Origin of the sequence: Pseudomonas sp. T8 (assembly GCF_024610635.1) — a bacterium.
GTDB lineage: Bacteria > Pseudomonadota > Gammaproteobacteria > Pseudomonadales > Pseudomonadaceae > Aquipseudomonas > Aquipseudomonas chlororaphis_I.
This window is the reverse complement of the sequence record NZ_CP102374.1, coordinates 607,459-623,220: the sequence shown is the minus strand read 5'-3', so window position 1 is coordinate 623,220 and position 15,762 is coordinate 607,459. Positions and strand designations below refer to the sequence as shown.

16 protein-coding genes are annotated in these 15,762 nt (G+C 59.4%); 14 read left to right on the top strand and 2 right to left on the bottom strand.

The genetic code is table 11. From position 1 onward, the window contains the following. Positions 1 to 40 precede the first annotated feature (40 nt). A complete protein-coding gene (locus NRG23_RS32750; RefSeq protein ID WP_353857165.1) occupies positions 41 to 109 on the bottom strand; it encodes a hypothetical protein in 69 nt (22 codons plus the stop codon). Here NRG23_RS32750 and NRG23_RS02680 point away from each other — a divergent pair. Next, entirely contained in the window at positions 92 to 397 is a 306-nt protein-coding gene (locus NRG23_RS02680) for a hypothetical protein (protein ID WP_041988086.1), read from the top strand. The genes NRG23_RS32750 and NRG23_RS02680 overlap by 18 nt on opposite strands. A 63-nt stretch (positions 398 to 460) precedes the next feature. Here the strand turns inward: NRG23_RS02680 and NRG23_RS02675 are convergent, their stop codons facing one another. Beyond that, a complete protein-coding gene (locus NRG23_RS02675) occupies positions 461 to 1,423 on the bottom strand; it encodes an isopenicillin N synthase family oxygenase (protein WP_041988089.1) in 963 nt (320 codons plus the stop codon). Between the two features lie 412 nt (positions 1,424 to 1,835). On the opposite strand from NRG23_RS02675, the gene hutH reads away from it, so the two are divergent. The 13 genes from hutH (at position 1,836) to hisD (ending at position 15,724) form a co-directional block, all read left to right on the top strand. Then, positions 1,836 to 3,365 (top strand): histidine ammonia-lyase, encoded by a 1,530-nt coding sequence (gene hutH / locus NRG23_RS02670; RefSeq protein ID WP_257373658.1) that lies wholly within the window; start codon positions 1,836 to 1,838, stop codon positions 3,363 to 3,365. Between the two features lie 57 nt (positions 3,366 to 3,422). Beyond that, on the top strand, positions 3,423 to 4,625 hold the full coding sequence (locus NRG23_RS02665; RefSeq protein WP_257373657.1) for an alpha-hydroxy acid oxidase: 1,203 nt from the start codon (positions 3,423 to 3,425) through the stop codon (positions 4,623 to 4,625). Beyond that, on the top strand, positions 4,625 to 6,001 hold the full coding sequence (locus tag NRG23_RS02660) for an FAD-binding oxidoreductase (RefSeq protein WP_257373656.1): 1,377 nt from the start codon (positions 4,625 to 4,627) through the stop codon (positions 5,999 to 6,001). Before NRG23_RS02665 ends, NRG23_RS02660 begins: the two co-directional genes overlap by 1 nt. 101 nt (positions 6,002 to 6,102) lie before the next feature. Continuing rightward, positions 6,103 to 6,939: a transporter substrate-binding domain-containing protein gene (locus NRG23_RS02655; protein WP_257373655.1), complete on the top strand. Its 837-nt coding sequence runs from the start codon at positions 6,103 to 6,105 to the stop codon at positions 6,937 to 6,939. A gap of 73 nt (positions 6,940 to 7,012) precedes the next feature. Beyond that, positions 7,013 to 7,672: an amino acid ABC transporter permease gene (locus NRG23_RS02650; protein ID WP_257373654.1), complete on the top strand. Its 660-nt coding sequence runs from the start codon at positions 7,013 to 7,015 to the stop codon at positions 7,670 to 7,672. Further along, positions 7,669 to 8,340: an amino acid ABC transporter permease gene (locus tag NRG23_RS02645; protein ID WP_081360987.1), complete on the top strand. Its 672-nt coding sequence runs from the start codon at positions 7,669 to 7,671 to the stop codon at positions 8,338 to 8,340. The genes NRG23_RS02650 and NRG23_RS02645 overlap by 4 nt, the downstream gene beginning before the upstream one ends. A 50-nt stretch (positions 8,341 to 8,390) precedes the next feature. Next, positions 8,391 to 9,230, top strand: a complete 840-nt coding sequence (locus NRG23_RS02640) for an amino acid ABC transporter ATP-binding protein (RefSeq protein ID WP_306674800.1) — start codon at positions 8,391 to 8,393, stop codon at positions 9,228 to 9,230. After that, a complete protein-coding gene (gene hisC / locus NRG23_RS02635) occupies positions 9,227 to 10,360 on the top strand; it encodes a histidinol-phosphate transaminase (protein ID WP_110175341.1) in 1,134 nt (377 codons plus the stop codon). The genes NRG23_RS02640 and hisC overlap by 4 nt, the downstream gene beginning before the upstream one ends. Positions 10,361 to 10,363: 3 nt before the next feature. Beyond that, the gene (hutC, locus tag NRG23_RS02630; RefSeq protein WP_257373653.1) at positions 10,364 to 11,101 is read left to right on the top strand and encodes a histidine utilization repressor; all 738 of its coding nucleotides are present in this window, start codon (positions 10,364 to 10,366) and stop codon (positions 11,099 to 11,101) included. A 422-nt stretch (positions 11,102 to 11,523) separates the two neighbouring features. Beyond that, positions 11,524 to 12,597, top strand: a complete 1,074-nt coding sequence (locus NRG23_RS02625) for an ABC transporter substrate-binding protein (RefSeq protein WP_257373652.1) — start codon at positions 11,524 to 11,526, stop codon at positions 12,595 to 12,597. Between the two features lie 132 nt (positions 12,598 to 12,729). Continuing rightward, positions 12,730 to 13,587 (top strand): ABC transporter permease, encoded by an 858-nt coding sequence (locus tag NRG23_RS02620; protein ID WP_081360984.1) that lies wholly within the window; start codon positions 12,730 to 12,732, stop codon positions 13,585 to 13,587. Further along, positions 13,584 to 14,348 carry an ABC transporter ATP-binding protein gene (locus tag NRG23_RS02615; protein WP_257373651.1) on the top strand — a complete coding sequence of 255 codons (765 nt, stop codon included), beginning with the start codon at positions 13,584 to 13,586 and terminating at the stop codon, positions 14,346 to 14,348. Before NRG23_RS02620 ends, NRG23_RS02615 begins: the two co-directional genes overlap by 4 nt. 50 nt (positions 14,349 to 14,398) lie before the next feature. After that, positions 14,399 to 15,724: a histidinol dehydrogenase gene (hisD, locus tag NRG23_RS02610; protein WP_257373650.1), complete on the top strand. Its 1,326-nt coding sequence runs from the start codon at positions 14,399 to 14,401 to the stop codon at positions 15,722 to 15,724. Positions 15,725 to 15,762: the final 38 nt, after the last annotated feature.

Here is a 15,762-nt window from a genome sequence, read left to right as displayed (position 1 = left end):
GAAACCTTGAGATCGTTTACCTGAAGGATATTTTTCATGCTTAAGCCACCGTCTCAGTGCCCCAATAGGCCTCGATCACCCAAGGGTCTTTTTGTACCTGCGCAGGCAGGCCATCAGCGATTTTTTTGCCATAGCTCGGGCGCTTGCAACCGAACCACTGCTGGTCGCCCTGGATGAGCCTGCGGCCGGTATGAATGCCTCGGAAACTGAAGGCTTGCGTCAGTTGATGTGCAAGATGAAGGGCGATGGCAAGACGGTCCTGCTGATTGAGCATGACGTGAAGTTGGTCATGGGCTTACGCGATCCCGTTACGGTTCTGGACTATCTCCAGTCGACGCTGATCACCGTAGGAAAGGGGGTTGCCAACTCGCCAGCGAAGCGGCCAATGCCGACATAGTCGAGCCAGTAGCGTGCCAGCGTGCCGCCTAAGGCCAGGTTCTGTTTGACAGCCCGAGCTTCATTAAGCCTTCTTACGATACGCCATCGAGTCGTCGATCCGCTTGAGGATGTAGTCTCCCGCTGCCACCGGCGGATACAGGCTCAGCGCCGGGGCGACCCCCAGATCACAAGGATCGACCGTCGCGCCATAGGTCGGGTCATAGAACGTTGCTATGGAGTAACGCTCATGGCCCGAGGTGTTGATCACCCGATGTAGCGTTGAACGAAAACGATCATTGGACCAGTGCGCCAACAGGTCACCGACGTTCACCACTAGGCTGCCGAGAATCGGCGTGGCGTCGATCCAGCGATTGGAGCCCAGTTCGCGGACCTGCAAGCCGCCGCTGTTGTCCTGATACAGCAATGTGATGCAGCCGTAATCAGTGTGCGGCGCCACCCCGAATTGGTCGGCTTCGGCCTGGGGCGGCTGCGGTGGGTAATACACCATCTGGGTGCGCTGCAACGGCTTGGTGTATTTGTCGGTGAAAAAATCTTCGTCAATGCCCAGCCCTATCGCCACCACCCGCAGCAGGTCGGCCCCGGCCTTGGCAACCTCCTGATAATAGTCAGCCAATGCTTCACGCAACGACGGCATGAATTCTGGCCACTGGTTCGGCCCGCGCAACGCTTCACCGGCAATCACGCAGGGATCAGCTTCGGCCAGTTCGAGCCCGATGCTGAAAAATTCTTTGTGATCGGGTTTGGTGGCCTCATACATGGTCGCCCCGCCCAATGCGTGCCAACCACGATGCCGCTTGTTGACGGCCACCTGGCGCTTGACCTCGGCCGGGTAAGCGAAGAACTCCCTGGCGGCGGCCATCGCTTTATCGATCACCGGCTGCGGCACCCCGTGATTGATGATGTAGAAGAAGCCGATGTCGCAGCAGGCAGTGCGAATGGCGTCGGAGGCTCGACGAATACTCGCCTTGTTACCTTCGCGGACACCGGACATATCGATCAGAGGCAGACGAATAGTAGAAGACATGCTCACTCCTGGGGTCGTGATTCGGGGGTGGTCGTTCAGGGGTATGACGCAATAGCGACCAATCTGTATATACAGCAAAAAGCATTTACTGTGCCGCTCCCCTCTCCCGCACCACCAATCGCCGTACACCAAGGCGTCTGCTCATTGTTCAACAATCCTGACCTGGCTTAATGCCCAGCATTAATTGGTTTCCCTGCGCCCCAACAGCGTGCGCCGAGCGCGTATTTGGTGCGGCTTTCGGTTACACATCCAAAGATCGGCGGACCGAAGGTCTCTTTTAAAACCTGCGCAGTATGCGCCTGAAATGCGCATCTCTGACGGAAACGGTAATTTTGGCCCGTGTCTTGCTAATCCTGTATATACAGGATGATATGGCTACCTATTCCATCCACCACTGCCCTAGGACATTGCAATGCACACACCTCTGCTGCTCAAACCCGGCCGACTCACTCTCGATCAATTGCGCGTCATCTATCAGAAGCAATGGGCGATTGAGCTGGATCCGGCTGCTCGCGAAACCGTGGATGCCAGCACCCGAACCGTGAACCAGATCATTGCCAACGAACGTACGGTGTATGGCATCAATACCGGTTTCGGCCTGTTAGCCAGAACGTCGATCCCGACCGAGTCCCTGACCAAGTTGCAGCGCAACCTGTTGCTTTCGCACTGCACCGGCACCGGTCCATTGCTCGATGACGCTAGTGTTGGCCTGATCATGGCGTTGAAGGTCGGGTCCCTGGCCCGGGGTTTTTCCGGCATTCGCTGGGAAGTGATTCAAGCATTGGTTCAGCTGTATGTGGCCAAGGTCTATCCGTGCATTCCTTCCCAGGGCTCGGTTGGCGCCTCGGGTGACTTGGCCCCGTTGGCGCATATGTCAGCGGTGCTCATTGGTGTGGGTCGTGTCCGTCATAACGGGCGTGAGATGGACGCCGTCGAAGGCCTGGCGATTGCCGGTCTGGAACCGATGGTGTTGGGGCCGAAGGAAGGCCTGGCGCTGATCAATGGCACCCAGGTATCCACTGCACTGGCACTGCGCGGGCTGTTTGCCGCCGAGAAACTGTTCACCGCCGCCGTGGTTGCCGGCAGCTTGTGCGTGGAAGCCTTGAAAGGTTCCGATGTTCCCTTCGATCCGCGCATCCAGGCCGTGCGCGGTCAACCGGGGCAAATCGATGTGGCCCAGTACTACCGTGAACTGCTGGCTAACAGCGAGATACGTCAATCCCATATCGATTGCTCTCGGGTTCAAGACCCCTACTCGCTGCGCTGCCAGCCTCAAGTCATGGGGGCTTGCCTTGACCATTTGCGCTTTGCCGCCGGGGTGTTCTTACGTGAATCCAACTCGGTTTCGGATAACCCACTGGTGTTCAGTGCTGACGGTGATGTGCTGTCGGGCGGCAACTTTCACGCCGAACCCGTGGCGATGGCCGCGGACGTTCTGGCCCTGGCGATATCCGAAATTGGCGCATTGTCCGAACGGCGGATCGCCCAATTGGTTGACCCGGCGCTCTCCGGCCTGCCGGCCTTTCTGGTGCGCGAAGGCGGCCTGAACTCAGGCTTCATGATTGCTCAGGTGACCGCCGCCGCGCTCGCGTCGGAAAACAAGACCCTGGCCCACCCGGCATCGGTGGACAGCTTGCCGACCTCGGCCAACCAGGAAGACCACGTATCGATGGCAACCTTTGCGGCCCGCCGCCTACTGGACATGGCCAGTAACAGCAGCGCCGTGGTGGCCATCGAACTGCTCGGAGCGGCTCAGGGCGTGGACCTGCATGCCCCGCTCAATACCTCGAAAAAGCTCGGCGAGGTCCTGGCAATGATTCGCAGCGAGGTCGCGCATTACGACGAAGACCGTTACTTCGCCCCCGACATCGCCACCGCCAGGGCCTGGGTGGAATTTGCCGCGTTCGAGCGCTGGTTGCCCGCCGCACGCCTGTACGTCTGATAGCAATCGAATCGGCGCAGCCCCGCTGCGCCGCCATACTCACATTAAGGGATCGCCATGCGTCGCTATTATTCAGGGCCGGATGTTCTCCGGGCACAGAGCATTTCCGAGCTGGCGGTCATGGCTCGGCGACGCTTGCCGCATTTCGCCTGGGAATACCTAGAGGGTGGCGCCGAAGAAGAATGGACGTTGCGGCGCAACCGCCAGGCCTTCGCAGACATCGCGCTGCTGCCTCGCACATTGGTGCCCTGCTCGGCCACACAAACCCAGTGCTCGCTGTTCGGGCGAGACCTGCCGCTGCCGATGGCGATTGGTCCCACCGGCTACAACGCGATGCTGTACCGCGACGCCGATATTCAATTGGCCCGGGCCGCAACGGCGCGTGGCCTACCCTTCACCTTGAGTACCGTGTCCACTAGTTCTCTTGAACAATTAGTGGCAGCAGTGCCGGAGGTCAATCTCTGGTTTCAGCTGTATTGCCTGCGTGATCCTTCCGTCCGAGAAGACTTGTTGCAACGCGCCCACGCGGTTGGTTGCAAAACCCTTCTATTGACCAGCGATGCGGTGCTGTTGGGCAACCGCGAATGGGACCGGCGCAATTTTGTCCGGCCCCGGCAACTAAGCCTGCGCAACAAGCTCGACGTGCTGCGTCATCCGCGCTGGATGGCCCAGGCGCTTTGGCCACACGGTCTGCCGAACCTAGGCAACATCGAACGCTATCTGCCGACCGAACAACGCACCATCGGAGGCGCCGCGCAGTTTATCGGTAGCCAGATGGACAGCGGGCTCGACTGGGATGCCCTGGCCCGATTACGTGAACGTTGGCCCCATCGATTGCTGCTCAAGGGCGTGCTGCACCCGGCGGATGCCGAGAAAGCCGTAGCCCTCGGGCTCGATGGTTTGGTGGTGAGCAACCATGGTGGCCGGCAACTGGACGGAGTTCCCGCCAGCCTCGACTGCCTGCCAGCGGTTGCCGCCGTGGCCAAAGGCAAACTGGCTCTGTTGCTCGACAGCGGTGTCCGTCGCGGCACTGACATTCTCAAAGCCTGCGCACTCGGCGCCGATGCGGTGCTGCTAGGGCGATCTACGCTTTATGGAGTCGCCATCGGCGGACAGGCAGGCGCAGGCCACGCCCTGGACCTGCTGGCGCAAGAACTGCGCCTGGCCTTGTCCTTACTTGGCACTCCTGACCTGAAACAACTCGACTGTCGTGCCCTAATCACGACCTCCTCCTCGTTCCCCGACCGTGAGTTGAGCTGATGAACGATCTACAACACACCCTCGAACAGTTGTGTCAGGCACTCGGTGACGACGCGGTAATCACTGGCGCCGATATCAGTCAACGTCACTACAGCGACTGGACCGGCCACGCCCCGGCCTGCCCCGCGGCGCTGCTGTTACCGCGCACCACGGCCCAGGTCGCCAGCGCCCTGCACATCTGCAATGTCGCCGGGCAAGCGGTGGTTCCCCAAGGGGGCATGACCGGGTTGGCCGGTGGTGCGGTGCCTCGGGCCAGCGACATCGCGCTGTCCCTGGAACGCCTGCGTGGCATCGAAGAGATCGACCCGGCGGCAGCCACCATCAGCGTGTGGGCCGGCACCACGCTGGAAGAGATCCAGCAAGCCGCGCTCAACGCCGGTTTCGTTTTCCCGCTGGATCTGGGGGCACGCGGCTCGTGCCAGATCGGCGGCAACATCGCCACCAATGCCGGCGGCAACGCGGTGATTCGCTATGGCATGACCCGTGACCTGGTGCTCGGGCTGGAAGTGGTCCTGGCCGATGGCCGGGTGCTCGATCTGCGCAACAAGATGATCAAGAACAACTGCGGTTATGACCTGAAACAGTGCTTCATCGGCAGTGAAGGCACCTTAGGCATCGTTACCCGCGCGGTGTTGAAACTCGCGCCGCAACCCGGCCCGACCAGCACCCTGCTCTGCGCCCTGCCCAACTACGCCAGCGCCGTCAGCCTGCTGCGGCGGATTCAGCGCAGCGTCGGCACGCCACAAGCCTATGAATTGATGTGGCAGGACTTCTTTCGACTCGGGGTGAGCTGGCTGGAAAACGCGGCGCCGCCGCTGTCGCTGGACTACCCACTGTATGTCCTGCTTGAGTCTGCCGGTTCGCAGGAACAGCTCGAAGCGTCACTGGAAGAAGCCTTCGGCGCCGGTGAAGTGCTCGACGCGGTGCTCGCCAGCTCCCAGAGCCAGGCCAGGGGGCTCTGGAAAATCCGTGAAGCCACCGGTGAGTTTCCGACCCGCATGACCCCATTGAATTTCGACGTCAGCCTGCCGATCGGCCTGATCGGCGACTTCGTCGAACGCTGTCGCGCAAGGCTGGACAAGCGCTGGCCGGGCAATCACAGCGTGTATTTCGGACACATCGGTGACAGCAATCTGCACCTGACCGTTGACTGTGTGTCGTTGCCGCAGCCGGCGCCGATTCTCGACATCGAAGATCTGGTTTACAGCGCCGTCGGTGAATTGGGCGGCTCGGTCTCTGCCGAGCATGGCATCGGCCTGCTCAAGTGCGAGTTTCTTCATCACTCGGTCGGCCCCGAAGCCCTCGCCGTGATGCGCCAACTCAAGGATTGCTTCGACCCCAACGGCATTCTCAATCCGGGAAAAATCCTCGGCTGAGGGCCTGTATATACCGGAGTGGCACGTTAACTGCTATTGCCCTCCTGAATCACCGCAGGACTCACACCCAACCTCGCTGTATCCCCTGAAGGAGTGACACCATGCAACTCGATTCTCTTTTCAGTAAACGATTCAACGGCCTGTGCCTCGCTATGACCCTGACTGTTGCGTCCCTGGCTGCACACGCCGATCAACTGGCGGAGGTAAAAAAAACCGGTGAACTGGTGGTGGGTACCGAGCTGCAATTTGCGCCTTTCGATTTCACCGATAACGGTAAACAGAAAGGCCTGAACGCCGAGTTGTTCGATCAGTTGGGCAAGGAGTTAGGGGTCAAGGTGAAGTTCATCGACCTGCCATGGCCAAGCGTATTGCCAGGGCTTGAAGCGAAGAAATTCGACATGGTTGCCGGTCCTATCATCGTGACCCAGGCCCGTAAAGAGCGTTATCACTTCATGCTGCCGATCGCCGAAGCCACCGTAGCCTTGATGGTCGGCGCCAGCGACACGACCATCACCAAACCGCAAGACATTGCCGGCAAGGCCGTAGGTGCGGGCAAAGGCTCAGCGCAACTCGAAGAACTCAAGACCTTCGCCGCCACCCTTCCGGAGAAAGTCACGATCCGCGAATACGTCGACAACAACCAGGCCTACGCCGACCTCGCGGCCAAGCGCATCGTTGCCGTTGCCAACTCGCTGCCGAACATCTCCTACGTCGCCGCCGAGCGCAGCAAAGCCTTCAAGGTGATCCTGCCGCCGTTCGGCAAGAAATCCTACTTCGCCTACCTTGGCCGCAAGGATGACGACGCCAAAGGCCTGATCGCGGCCCTTGATAGCGCGCTGCTGAAAATGCACGACGACGGTCGCCTCGCTGCGTTGCAGAAAAAATGGCTGGGTACCGAGATGGATGTGCCGAAAGCCGACTTCACCCCAACCTGGTAAACCCGTCTGTTCATTGGAGCTCCTGATCGTCGGCCAGCCCTGGCCGGCGATCAACTGAGTTGGAGTCGCCGCGATGTTCGATTGGCCTTTGTTTTTGCAGAACCTGCCGTTGCTACTGACCAGCCTGTTGGTGACCCTTGAAGTCTCCGGCGCCGCCCTGGTGATCGGCTTTTTCATCGGCACTCTGGTCGCCAGCCTGCGACTGTCACCGGTGCCATTGTTCCAACGTTTGGGGGGCGGCTACATTTTTGTGTTCCGGGGCATTCCGCTGCTGGTGCAGTTGCTCTTCGTTTATTACTTCCTGCCACGGGTCGGCTTGCCCAATGTTTCGCCGCTGACGGCCGCGATCATCAGCCTGTCATTGTGCGCCGGGGCCTACATCGCCGAGATCCTGCGCGGTGGCTTCCTCGCCATACCCGGTGGTCAGTTGGAGGCCGCCGGGCTGCTTGGCATGAGCACCGGGCAAATGCTGATCCGTATTCGCGTGCCGCAAGCCGTGCGCCTGACGTTGCCAGCGCTGGTCAACGAAATGATCTTGCTGATCAAGGCGTCTTCGCTGGTGTCGGTGGTCGGCCTCGCTGACCTGACCCGCACCGCGCAGAACCTGGCGGCCAGCGATTACCTGTTTGTTCAGAACTACCTGATGCTCGCCGGCTTCTATTGCCTGATCAACATTCCCCTGGCGTTCTGCGGCGGTCTGCTGGAGCGACGCATGAAGGAGCAACGCTCATGATCTTCGATCACCGGATCATCACCGAACACCTCGATGACATCGCCCAAGGCTTTGCGGTCACCCTCGGCACCTGGTCCGCCGGCGTCGTGCTCGGTTTGTTCCTCGGCTTGCTGATTGCCGTGGCTCAGCTGTTTGGCAACAACCTGATCCGGGCGCCGCTGCGGGTGTTCATCGAAGTGATCCGCAGCACGCCGTTTCTGGTCCAGCTGTTCCTGGTGTACTACGGCGGGCCGTCCTTCGGCCTCAGCCTGGAGCCGATTCCGGCCGGGGTTCTGGGGTTGGGTATTTATGGCAGCGTCTACTTTGCGGAGATCTTCCGCACCGGCTTCGAGTCGGTGGCCCGCGGTCAACTGGAAGCCGCCGACTGTCTGGGGATTACACGCTGGCAATGCATCCTGCGCATTCAGTTGCCGCAGATGCTGGTGATCATCCTGCCGGCGCTGGTCAATCTAGTGACGATTTTGTGCAAGGAAACTGCGGTCCTGTCGATCATCACCATCCCGGAACTGACGATGGTCATGACCGGTATCGGCTCGCAAACCTTCGCTTTCGTCGAAACCCTGCTGGTGCTGTGTATCGGCTACTTGCTACTGGTCGAACTCTGTTCGCGCCTGGGCATGTACCTGGAAACAAAGGTCGGGGGCTTTATGAGCAGACAACCGCAATGAATGACCTACAACACCACTTGAAACCCATTGCCCCGAAACAAGGTGACCCCATGAAGACTCCCGAGCAACTCCCCGGCGACCAGCAACCTATGCTGCGCCTGCACAATGTCGGCAAGAGCTTCGGCACCCTGCGTGTACTCAAAGGCATCGATCTACAGGTCCGACACTCCGAAGTGGTATGCCTGATCGGGCCTTCCGGTTCGGGCAAAAGCACCCTGCTGCGCAGCATGGCGTTCCTCGAAGAGTATGACGAAGGGGAAATCTATGTCGAAGGCCAGTTGCTCGGCTTTGTGCCGGATAACGGCAAGGGTCGCAAACGCGCGCCGCAAGCGCAGATCAATCAGGTTCGGCGTAATGTCGGCATGGTTTTCCAGCAATTCAACCTGTGGCCGCACATGACGGCGCTGGGCAATGTCAGCGAAGCCCTGCTGCGGGTGCGCAAGTTATCGACGGCCGAAGCCCGTCAGCGGGCCATGGCGATGCTCGACAAAGTCGGTCTGACGCACAAGGCCGATGTCTATCCGATCCAGCTCTCCGGTGGTCAGCAACAGCGCGTGGCCATCGCTCGGGCATTGGCGATGGAGCCGCACATCATGTTGTTCGATGAGCCGACCTCGGCGCTCGACCCGGAACTGGTGGGCGAAGTCTTGCAGGTCATGAAGACCTTGGCCAAAGAAGGCATGACCATGGTGGTGGTCACTCATGAGATGGGCTTCGCCGCGCAGGTCGCTGATTCGGTTGTGTTCCTCGACCAGGGCCAAGTGGTCACCCAGGGTACGCCGCAGCAGATATTCCACAACTCCGAACACCAGCGCCTGCAGCAATTTCTGCAGAACTATCTGGATCGCAATGCCTTCTGGCAGGACAACAAAGAGGTTTCTCTGGTATGAACGCTGCTGAACTGCAACTCCTTGCACGCCCCCAAGTGCGCGATCTCGCCAGCTACAACGCCGGCCTCAGCTCCGAAGCCGTACGCCAGTGTTTCGGCCTGACCCGCGTGGCCAAGCTGGGCAGCAACGAAAACCCCTTGGGTCCGGCGCCTGCGGTGGCAGCCGCCATGGTCAAAGCCTGTTCCAGCATCGCCCTCTACCCGGATGCCAGTTGCCTGGAATTACGCGCGGCGCTGTCGGCAAAGCTCGGCGTACCGGGCAATCACCTGGTGTTCGGCAATGGTTCGGAAGATTTGCTAAGTATTATCAGCCGCGTGTTTCTGGACCACGGCGATGAAGTGGTCACGGTAGTGCCGTCGTTCGGTCTGCACTTCATTTACCCCCTCGCCGCCGGAGCCCTGGTGTCAGGGGTGCCGATGACGGATGAGGGTCGCTTCGACGTGCCAGCGATGATTGCGGCGCTGACGCCGAAGACCCGGCTGTTGATGTTCTCCTGCCCCTCAAACCCGGTTGGCTGCACCCTCGACGCCGACGAGTTGCAACAGTTATTGGCAGCGCTGCCGGCGCAATGTTTGCTGGTATTCGACGAGGCCTATTACGAATACGCCGATTTCGAGGCGGATTACCCCGATTGCCTCGGATTGATTCAGGCCAGTGGCAAGCCGTTCATCCTGCTGCGGACTTTCTCCAAGGCGTATTCCCTGGCCGGGTTGCGCATCGGCTATGGCATCGTCAGCGATCCTTTGCTGGCCGACCTGATCGACCGTCTACGCACCCCGTTCAACATCAATCGCGTGGCCCAGGCCGCGGCCATTGCAGCACTGGCGGACGAAGAGCATTTGCAGGTCACCCTCGCCCATGTCGCCCACGAGCGGCAGCACATGGTGATTGCCCTGCAAAACATGGGATTGAGCCCGGCGCCATCGATGGCCAACTTCCTGTACTTCAGCACGCCCTATCCGGCCGAAACCATCAATCAGGCCTTGCTGCGCAAGGGCGTCATCCTCAAACCCTGGCGTGAAGACGGGTATACACAGTACTTGCGTGTGTCCATCGGTAGCTGTGAGGATAACGACCTTTTTCTCAAAGCCCTGGCAAGTGTTCTTGCCGCTCAAAAAGGCGTGGACTGACCCATGATCAAAAATGCACCGCAAGCCCTCTATCAGCGTGCGAAGGACTTTGTGCAAGACAAGCTGCGCAGCGGTGAATGGAAACCCGGAGACCTGATTCCGTCGGAAAATCGCCTGGTGCAAGAGCTGGGCATTTCGCGCATGACCGTCAATCGGGCCTTGCGCGAGCTGACCGAGGAAGGCCATTTGGTGCGGATCTCCGGCGTCGGGACGTTCGTCGCTGAAAGCAAGCCGCAATCGAACCTGCTGCGCATCACCAATATCGCCGACGAAATCCTCGCACGGGGGCACAGTTATAGCTGCCGTGTGCTGCACCTTGGCCGCGAAGCCGCCTCAATGCCGGTAGCTGCCGCCCTGGCGCTGCCCACTGGCTCGTCGGTATTTCATCTGATTTGCGTGCACAGTGAAGAAGGCGTGCCAGTACAGTTCGAGGATCGCTACGTCAACCCCGAGCTGGTGCCGGACTTCCTGCAACAGGACTTTGGCGAACACTTGCAACCGGCGCGCTACCTGCTGCAAGTCATTAGGCCCGACGAGATGGAGCACATTGTCGAAGCCGGTCACCCCAGCAGCGACGAAAGCAAACATATGCAGATCGATGCCAATGAACCCTGCCTGATCCTAGTACGTCGCACTTGGAGCCAGAACAAAATCGTCACCTACGTTCGGCTAACTCACCCCTCGTCGCGCTATCGCCTCGGCAGTCGTCTGCCGATGAATGGCGCTCACCGCGACAGCTGAGTCTCAGCCACGATTACTGATAACGTGATCGGTAAAGGGATCGCTTTCGACCGACGCTAGGTTCGTCTGCGTTGGTTATTTTTTGGGGGGGCAGCACTCCGAAACCTGTCTATACAGCAAAGCAAATCGCATTCTGATGCGCAGGCGCTCCCTCTTTCGCAGTTCCTTTCCTCGGACACCCTGTCCAACTCATGCCCTCCTACGGATCTTCGGGTGCACTCCATGCACATTTTAGAGGCGCCTAGGGATAACCAACGATGTAATTCCAACTCCGGCGACGTCTCAAGCCCCTTACAGCAGAGAGAGTCTTGAGCAATCGAGCGATGAGAAAGCAAAAATAGGCACGCTACCTGCATACATGTATATACCAGTCAGTACGGCTCGACCGAACGCGCTTCTATGCCCCGTCCGATCGGTAATGAATGGACGAGATTGACCTGCTGCACGGTCAATCGAGCAGAACCTATCCTCTCAAACAAGCGAGAAACGTCATGAGTGAGCGATTCAAGAACGGCATGCGAAATCTTCTGGGAGCCTGCGCTTTGATGGCGGCCGGTGTAGCAGTGGCTGCTCAACCAAGCGCCGGTATGAAAGCCGAACCCGGCACGTTCAAAATCGGAGTAGAACCTTGGCTCGGGTATGGCCAACTGCATGTCGCCGCAGCCCATGACCTGTACCGCAAACAGGGTCTGGAAACCGTCAGCATCGTGAACTTCAGTGAGGACAAAGACATCAACGCCGCCCTTGCCAGCGGGCAGATCGATGCGGCCACAATTGCTACCCATACCGCCATGGGCATGGTTGCGGCCGGTCTTCCAGTGAAAATCGTACTGATGCTCGATCAGAGCATGACCGCCGACGCGATCATTGCCGCGCCAGAGATCAAATCGCTCAAAGAGCTCAAGGGCAAGCAGGTTGCGTTCGAGGAAGGCACTACCAGCGACATTCTGCTGCATAGCGCACTAGATTCGGCTGGCATGCTCTGGAGCGACATCCAGCCAGTCCCTATGCCGGCAAGTACTGCTGGTGCAGCGCTGATCGCCGGCAAAGTACCGGTTGCGGTGACGTATGAACCTTACCTGAGTGCCGCCAAACAGCAGAATGCCAAGGTCAATATGCTCTACAGCGGCAAAGACGACCCAGGCATTATCAGTGATGTGCTGGTGGTACGTGACTCGGTGCTAGAAGAGCGGCCCGGACAAGTGCTGGCGATGATCAAAGCCTGGGACGCAGCGCTTAGTCATTACCAGAACAATACTCAGGCCGACCGCGCAGTGATTGCTCAAGCCGTCGGCTCGACCGCCACAGATCTGGCCAGCGCCTTCGACGGTGTGCACTTCTACAGCCTTGCCGATAACCAGGCACAACTCACTCAAGGTTTCAGTCATGAGACCTTTGCACACGTCTTGAAGTCAGCCACTGCTGCCGGCTTGATACAGCAGCCGGTTGACGCAACCAAAACAATCGATGCGCGGTTCGTCGAAGCCCTCAAGTGACCGCACTAAGTGTGATCCCCAACGCGAACGTCATCGCACATCGGCAGCCGACCGTCATCGCCGGCGTCCAGTGCATTACCCACCAGCGGCAGTCGAATGCTGCTGGTCAATTGAAAGCGGTACGGAGTTTCAATGGGTTACGTGGATACAGCAAAACACGATAGGCCTACCCCCCCGACCATCGTGTCGCGCCGCAAGCGCGGGAACCTGTTCGTAATTGGTCGCCAGCCAGGGCGAGCCGGCTATATCGCCATCGCCGCTAGCGTGTTCCTTTTGCTGGCCTGCTCCTGGTGGCTGGCCAGTGGACTGGGGTTGGTATCGCCGATCTTCCTGCCAACCCCTGAAGCAGTTGGCTTACGTCTGAGCAAGCTGGCCGCCGATGGCACCTTATGGGCAGATTTGAAGGTCAGTCTCTATCGGATCGCTGTCGCCTTTCTGGTCTCCTCACTGATGTCGATCGTGATTGGAGTTCTGGCCGGTTGTTACGGTTTCTGGAAGGCCTCGTTCGAACCTCTGGTGGACTTCGTCCGCTACATGCCGGTGGTGGCCTTTGTGCCGCTGAGCATTCTCTGGAGCGGTACCGGCGACTTCCAAAAATTCCTGATCATCTGGCTGGGCACCTTCTTCCAACAAGTGTTGATGGTGATGGATGCCGTCAAACGGGTCCCAGCAGATTTCATCGGCCTGGGCCGAACACTGGGCATGGCGGACCGTCGCATTCTCTTGAAGATTGTCCTGCCGAGCGCCTTTCCGGGCATCTGGGACGCCCTGCGCATCAGCCTTGGTTGGGCGTGGACCTGGTTAGTGTTGGCTGAACTGGTGGCGTCCACTTCAGGCCTAGGTTATCGCATCACCGTGTCACAGCGCTTCTTCCAGACCGACACGATCATCGGCTACATCCTGCTGCTCGGGGTACTCGGGCTGGTCACCGATCAGGCCATGCGCGCCGCCGAGAAAATCCTCTTTCGCTACAACCGGAGGCGCCCATGAGCACCCTGCAGATCAATGGGTTGACCAAGAGTTTCTACAGCGCCAAGCAATCTAGACTGGTGCTCAAGGGAATCAACCTGACCCTGGCCGACAACGAATTCGTGTCCATCGTCGGCACCTCCGGCTGCGGCAAAAGCACCCTGCTCTCCATCGCCGCCGGGCTGGAGGACTATGACGATGGTTCGGTCTGCGTCGACGGCGTTGCGATCAGCGGCGCCGGCATGGATCGCGGCGTGGTGTTTCAGTCCTACACCCTACTGCCCTGGCTGACCGCTCGAGAAAACGTCGAGTTCGCCCTCAAGGCCGCCGGATACAGCGCCAGTGATTGCCGCGAGCTTGCCGATGAGCACCTGACGCAGGTCAATCTGAACCACGCGGCTCAGGCTTACCCGAACGAGCTTTCGGGGGGTATGAAGCAGCGAGTGGCGATTGCCCGCGCCTTGTCCTATCGACCGAAAATCCTCTTGATGGACGAACCCTTCGGTGCATTGGACGCCATGACCCGCCGGCAAATGCAGGAGCTGCTGACCCAGGTCTGGGAAACCCATCGCCTCACGGTCATGTTCGTCACCCACGACGTAGAGGAAGCCGTTTACCTTTCCGACCGCATCGTCGTGATGGGCCCCGGAACCGTCAAAAGCACCTACGAGGTCCCGCTGCCACGCCCGCGTCACGAAGACATGTGCACCAGCCCCGATTTCATCGCTTTGCAACGACAGGTGCTGCGCTCGATTCGTGAAGACACTGTTGAATCTGCATGACCTTCTCAGTCCGCCACCTCCGCGTGGCCTTGCACCTACGAGGAATCCCCATGAAACAACCAACTTTCCATGACCTCAGCGCGTCCAGTGAATTGCCCACCGAGCTGTTTCAACGCACCGAAGCCGACCTTGCGTTCTTCATCGAAAAGGTCAAGCCGATCATCGAGGCCGTGCGACGCGAAGGCGATGCCGCCTTGCAGCGATTTGCCAAGGAGTTCGACAAAGTCAGCACCGAGCAGATGGTGATCCGCGCTGAAGAGAGTGAGTTCGAAGCGGCCTTCGCCCGCATGGACCCAAAGGTGATCGAGTCAATCAAATATGCCGCCGAAAACATCCGTGCGTTCCACGAAGCGCAGAAGCCTGAAGAGATGTGGCTCAAGGAAATGCAGCCGGGTGCATTCGCCGGCGATCGGCACGTGGCCATTGATTCGGTCGCATGTTACGTGCCACGCGGCAAGGGGTCGTTTCCCAGCGTCTTGTTGATGACGGCGATACCCGCAGTGGTCGCTGGTGTGCCGCGGCCGGTGGTAATCACCCCACCCGGTCCGGATGGCAAGGTAGACGATGCGACCCTGGTGGCGGCACGTCTGGTCGGTATCCGCGAAGTCTACAAATGCGGTGGCGCTCAGGGTGTTGCAGCCGTGGCCTATGGCACCGAAAGCGTGCCCAAGTGCCTGAAGATTGTTGGCCCCGGCAGCCCCTGGGTAGTGGCTGCCAAGCGGCAACTGTCCGGTTTGATCGACCCCGGCGTACCTGCCGGCCCGAGCGAAAGCCTGATCCTCGCAGATGAAACCGCCAATGGCGAACTGGCCGCACTGGATTTGATCATTGAGTCCGAACACGGCCCGGATTCATCGGCCTATCTGGTCACTCATAGCCGTACAGTCGCTGAAGCGGCCATGGCTGCACTCCCTGGGCTTTGGGCCAGGCTAGAGCCGAAACGTGCCGAGTTCTCGCAAAGTGTTCTATGTGGCGAGCACGGCGGGATCGTCCTGACCAAAGATTTCGCCACGTCGATCGAATTCGTCAACCAATACGCCCCCGAGCACTTGGAGATTCTTGCCGAAGAGCCCATGGCAGTACTGGGTAGGATTCGCAACGCCGGGGAGATTCTGTTGGGTAACTACACACCCGTGACCCTAGGCAACTTCATCCTTGGCCCGAACGCGGTATTGCCAACCAACGGTGCGGCGAAAACCGCCGGGCCGCTCTCAGTGTTCGACTACATGAAACGTATCTCAGTTGGCTATGTGACTCACGCCGGCTACCAGCCGCTCGCCGACAAGGCTCATGGCTTTGCCCTCTACGAAGGCTTCAGTGCACATGCGTTGGCGGTGTCGCCGTTGCGCCTGGAAATCCTCAAGGCTCGCGCCTGAGTTGCGGGTGCTCAGTGACTGAAAGCACGCCCTTCTAC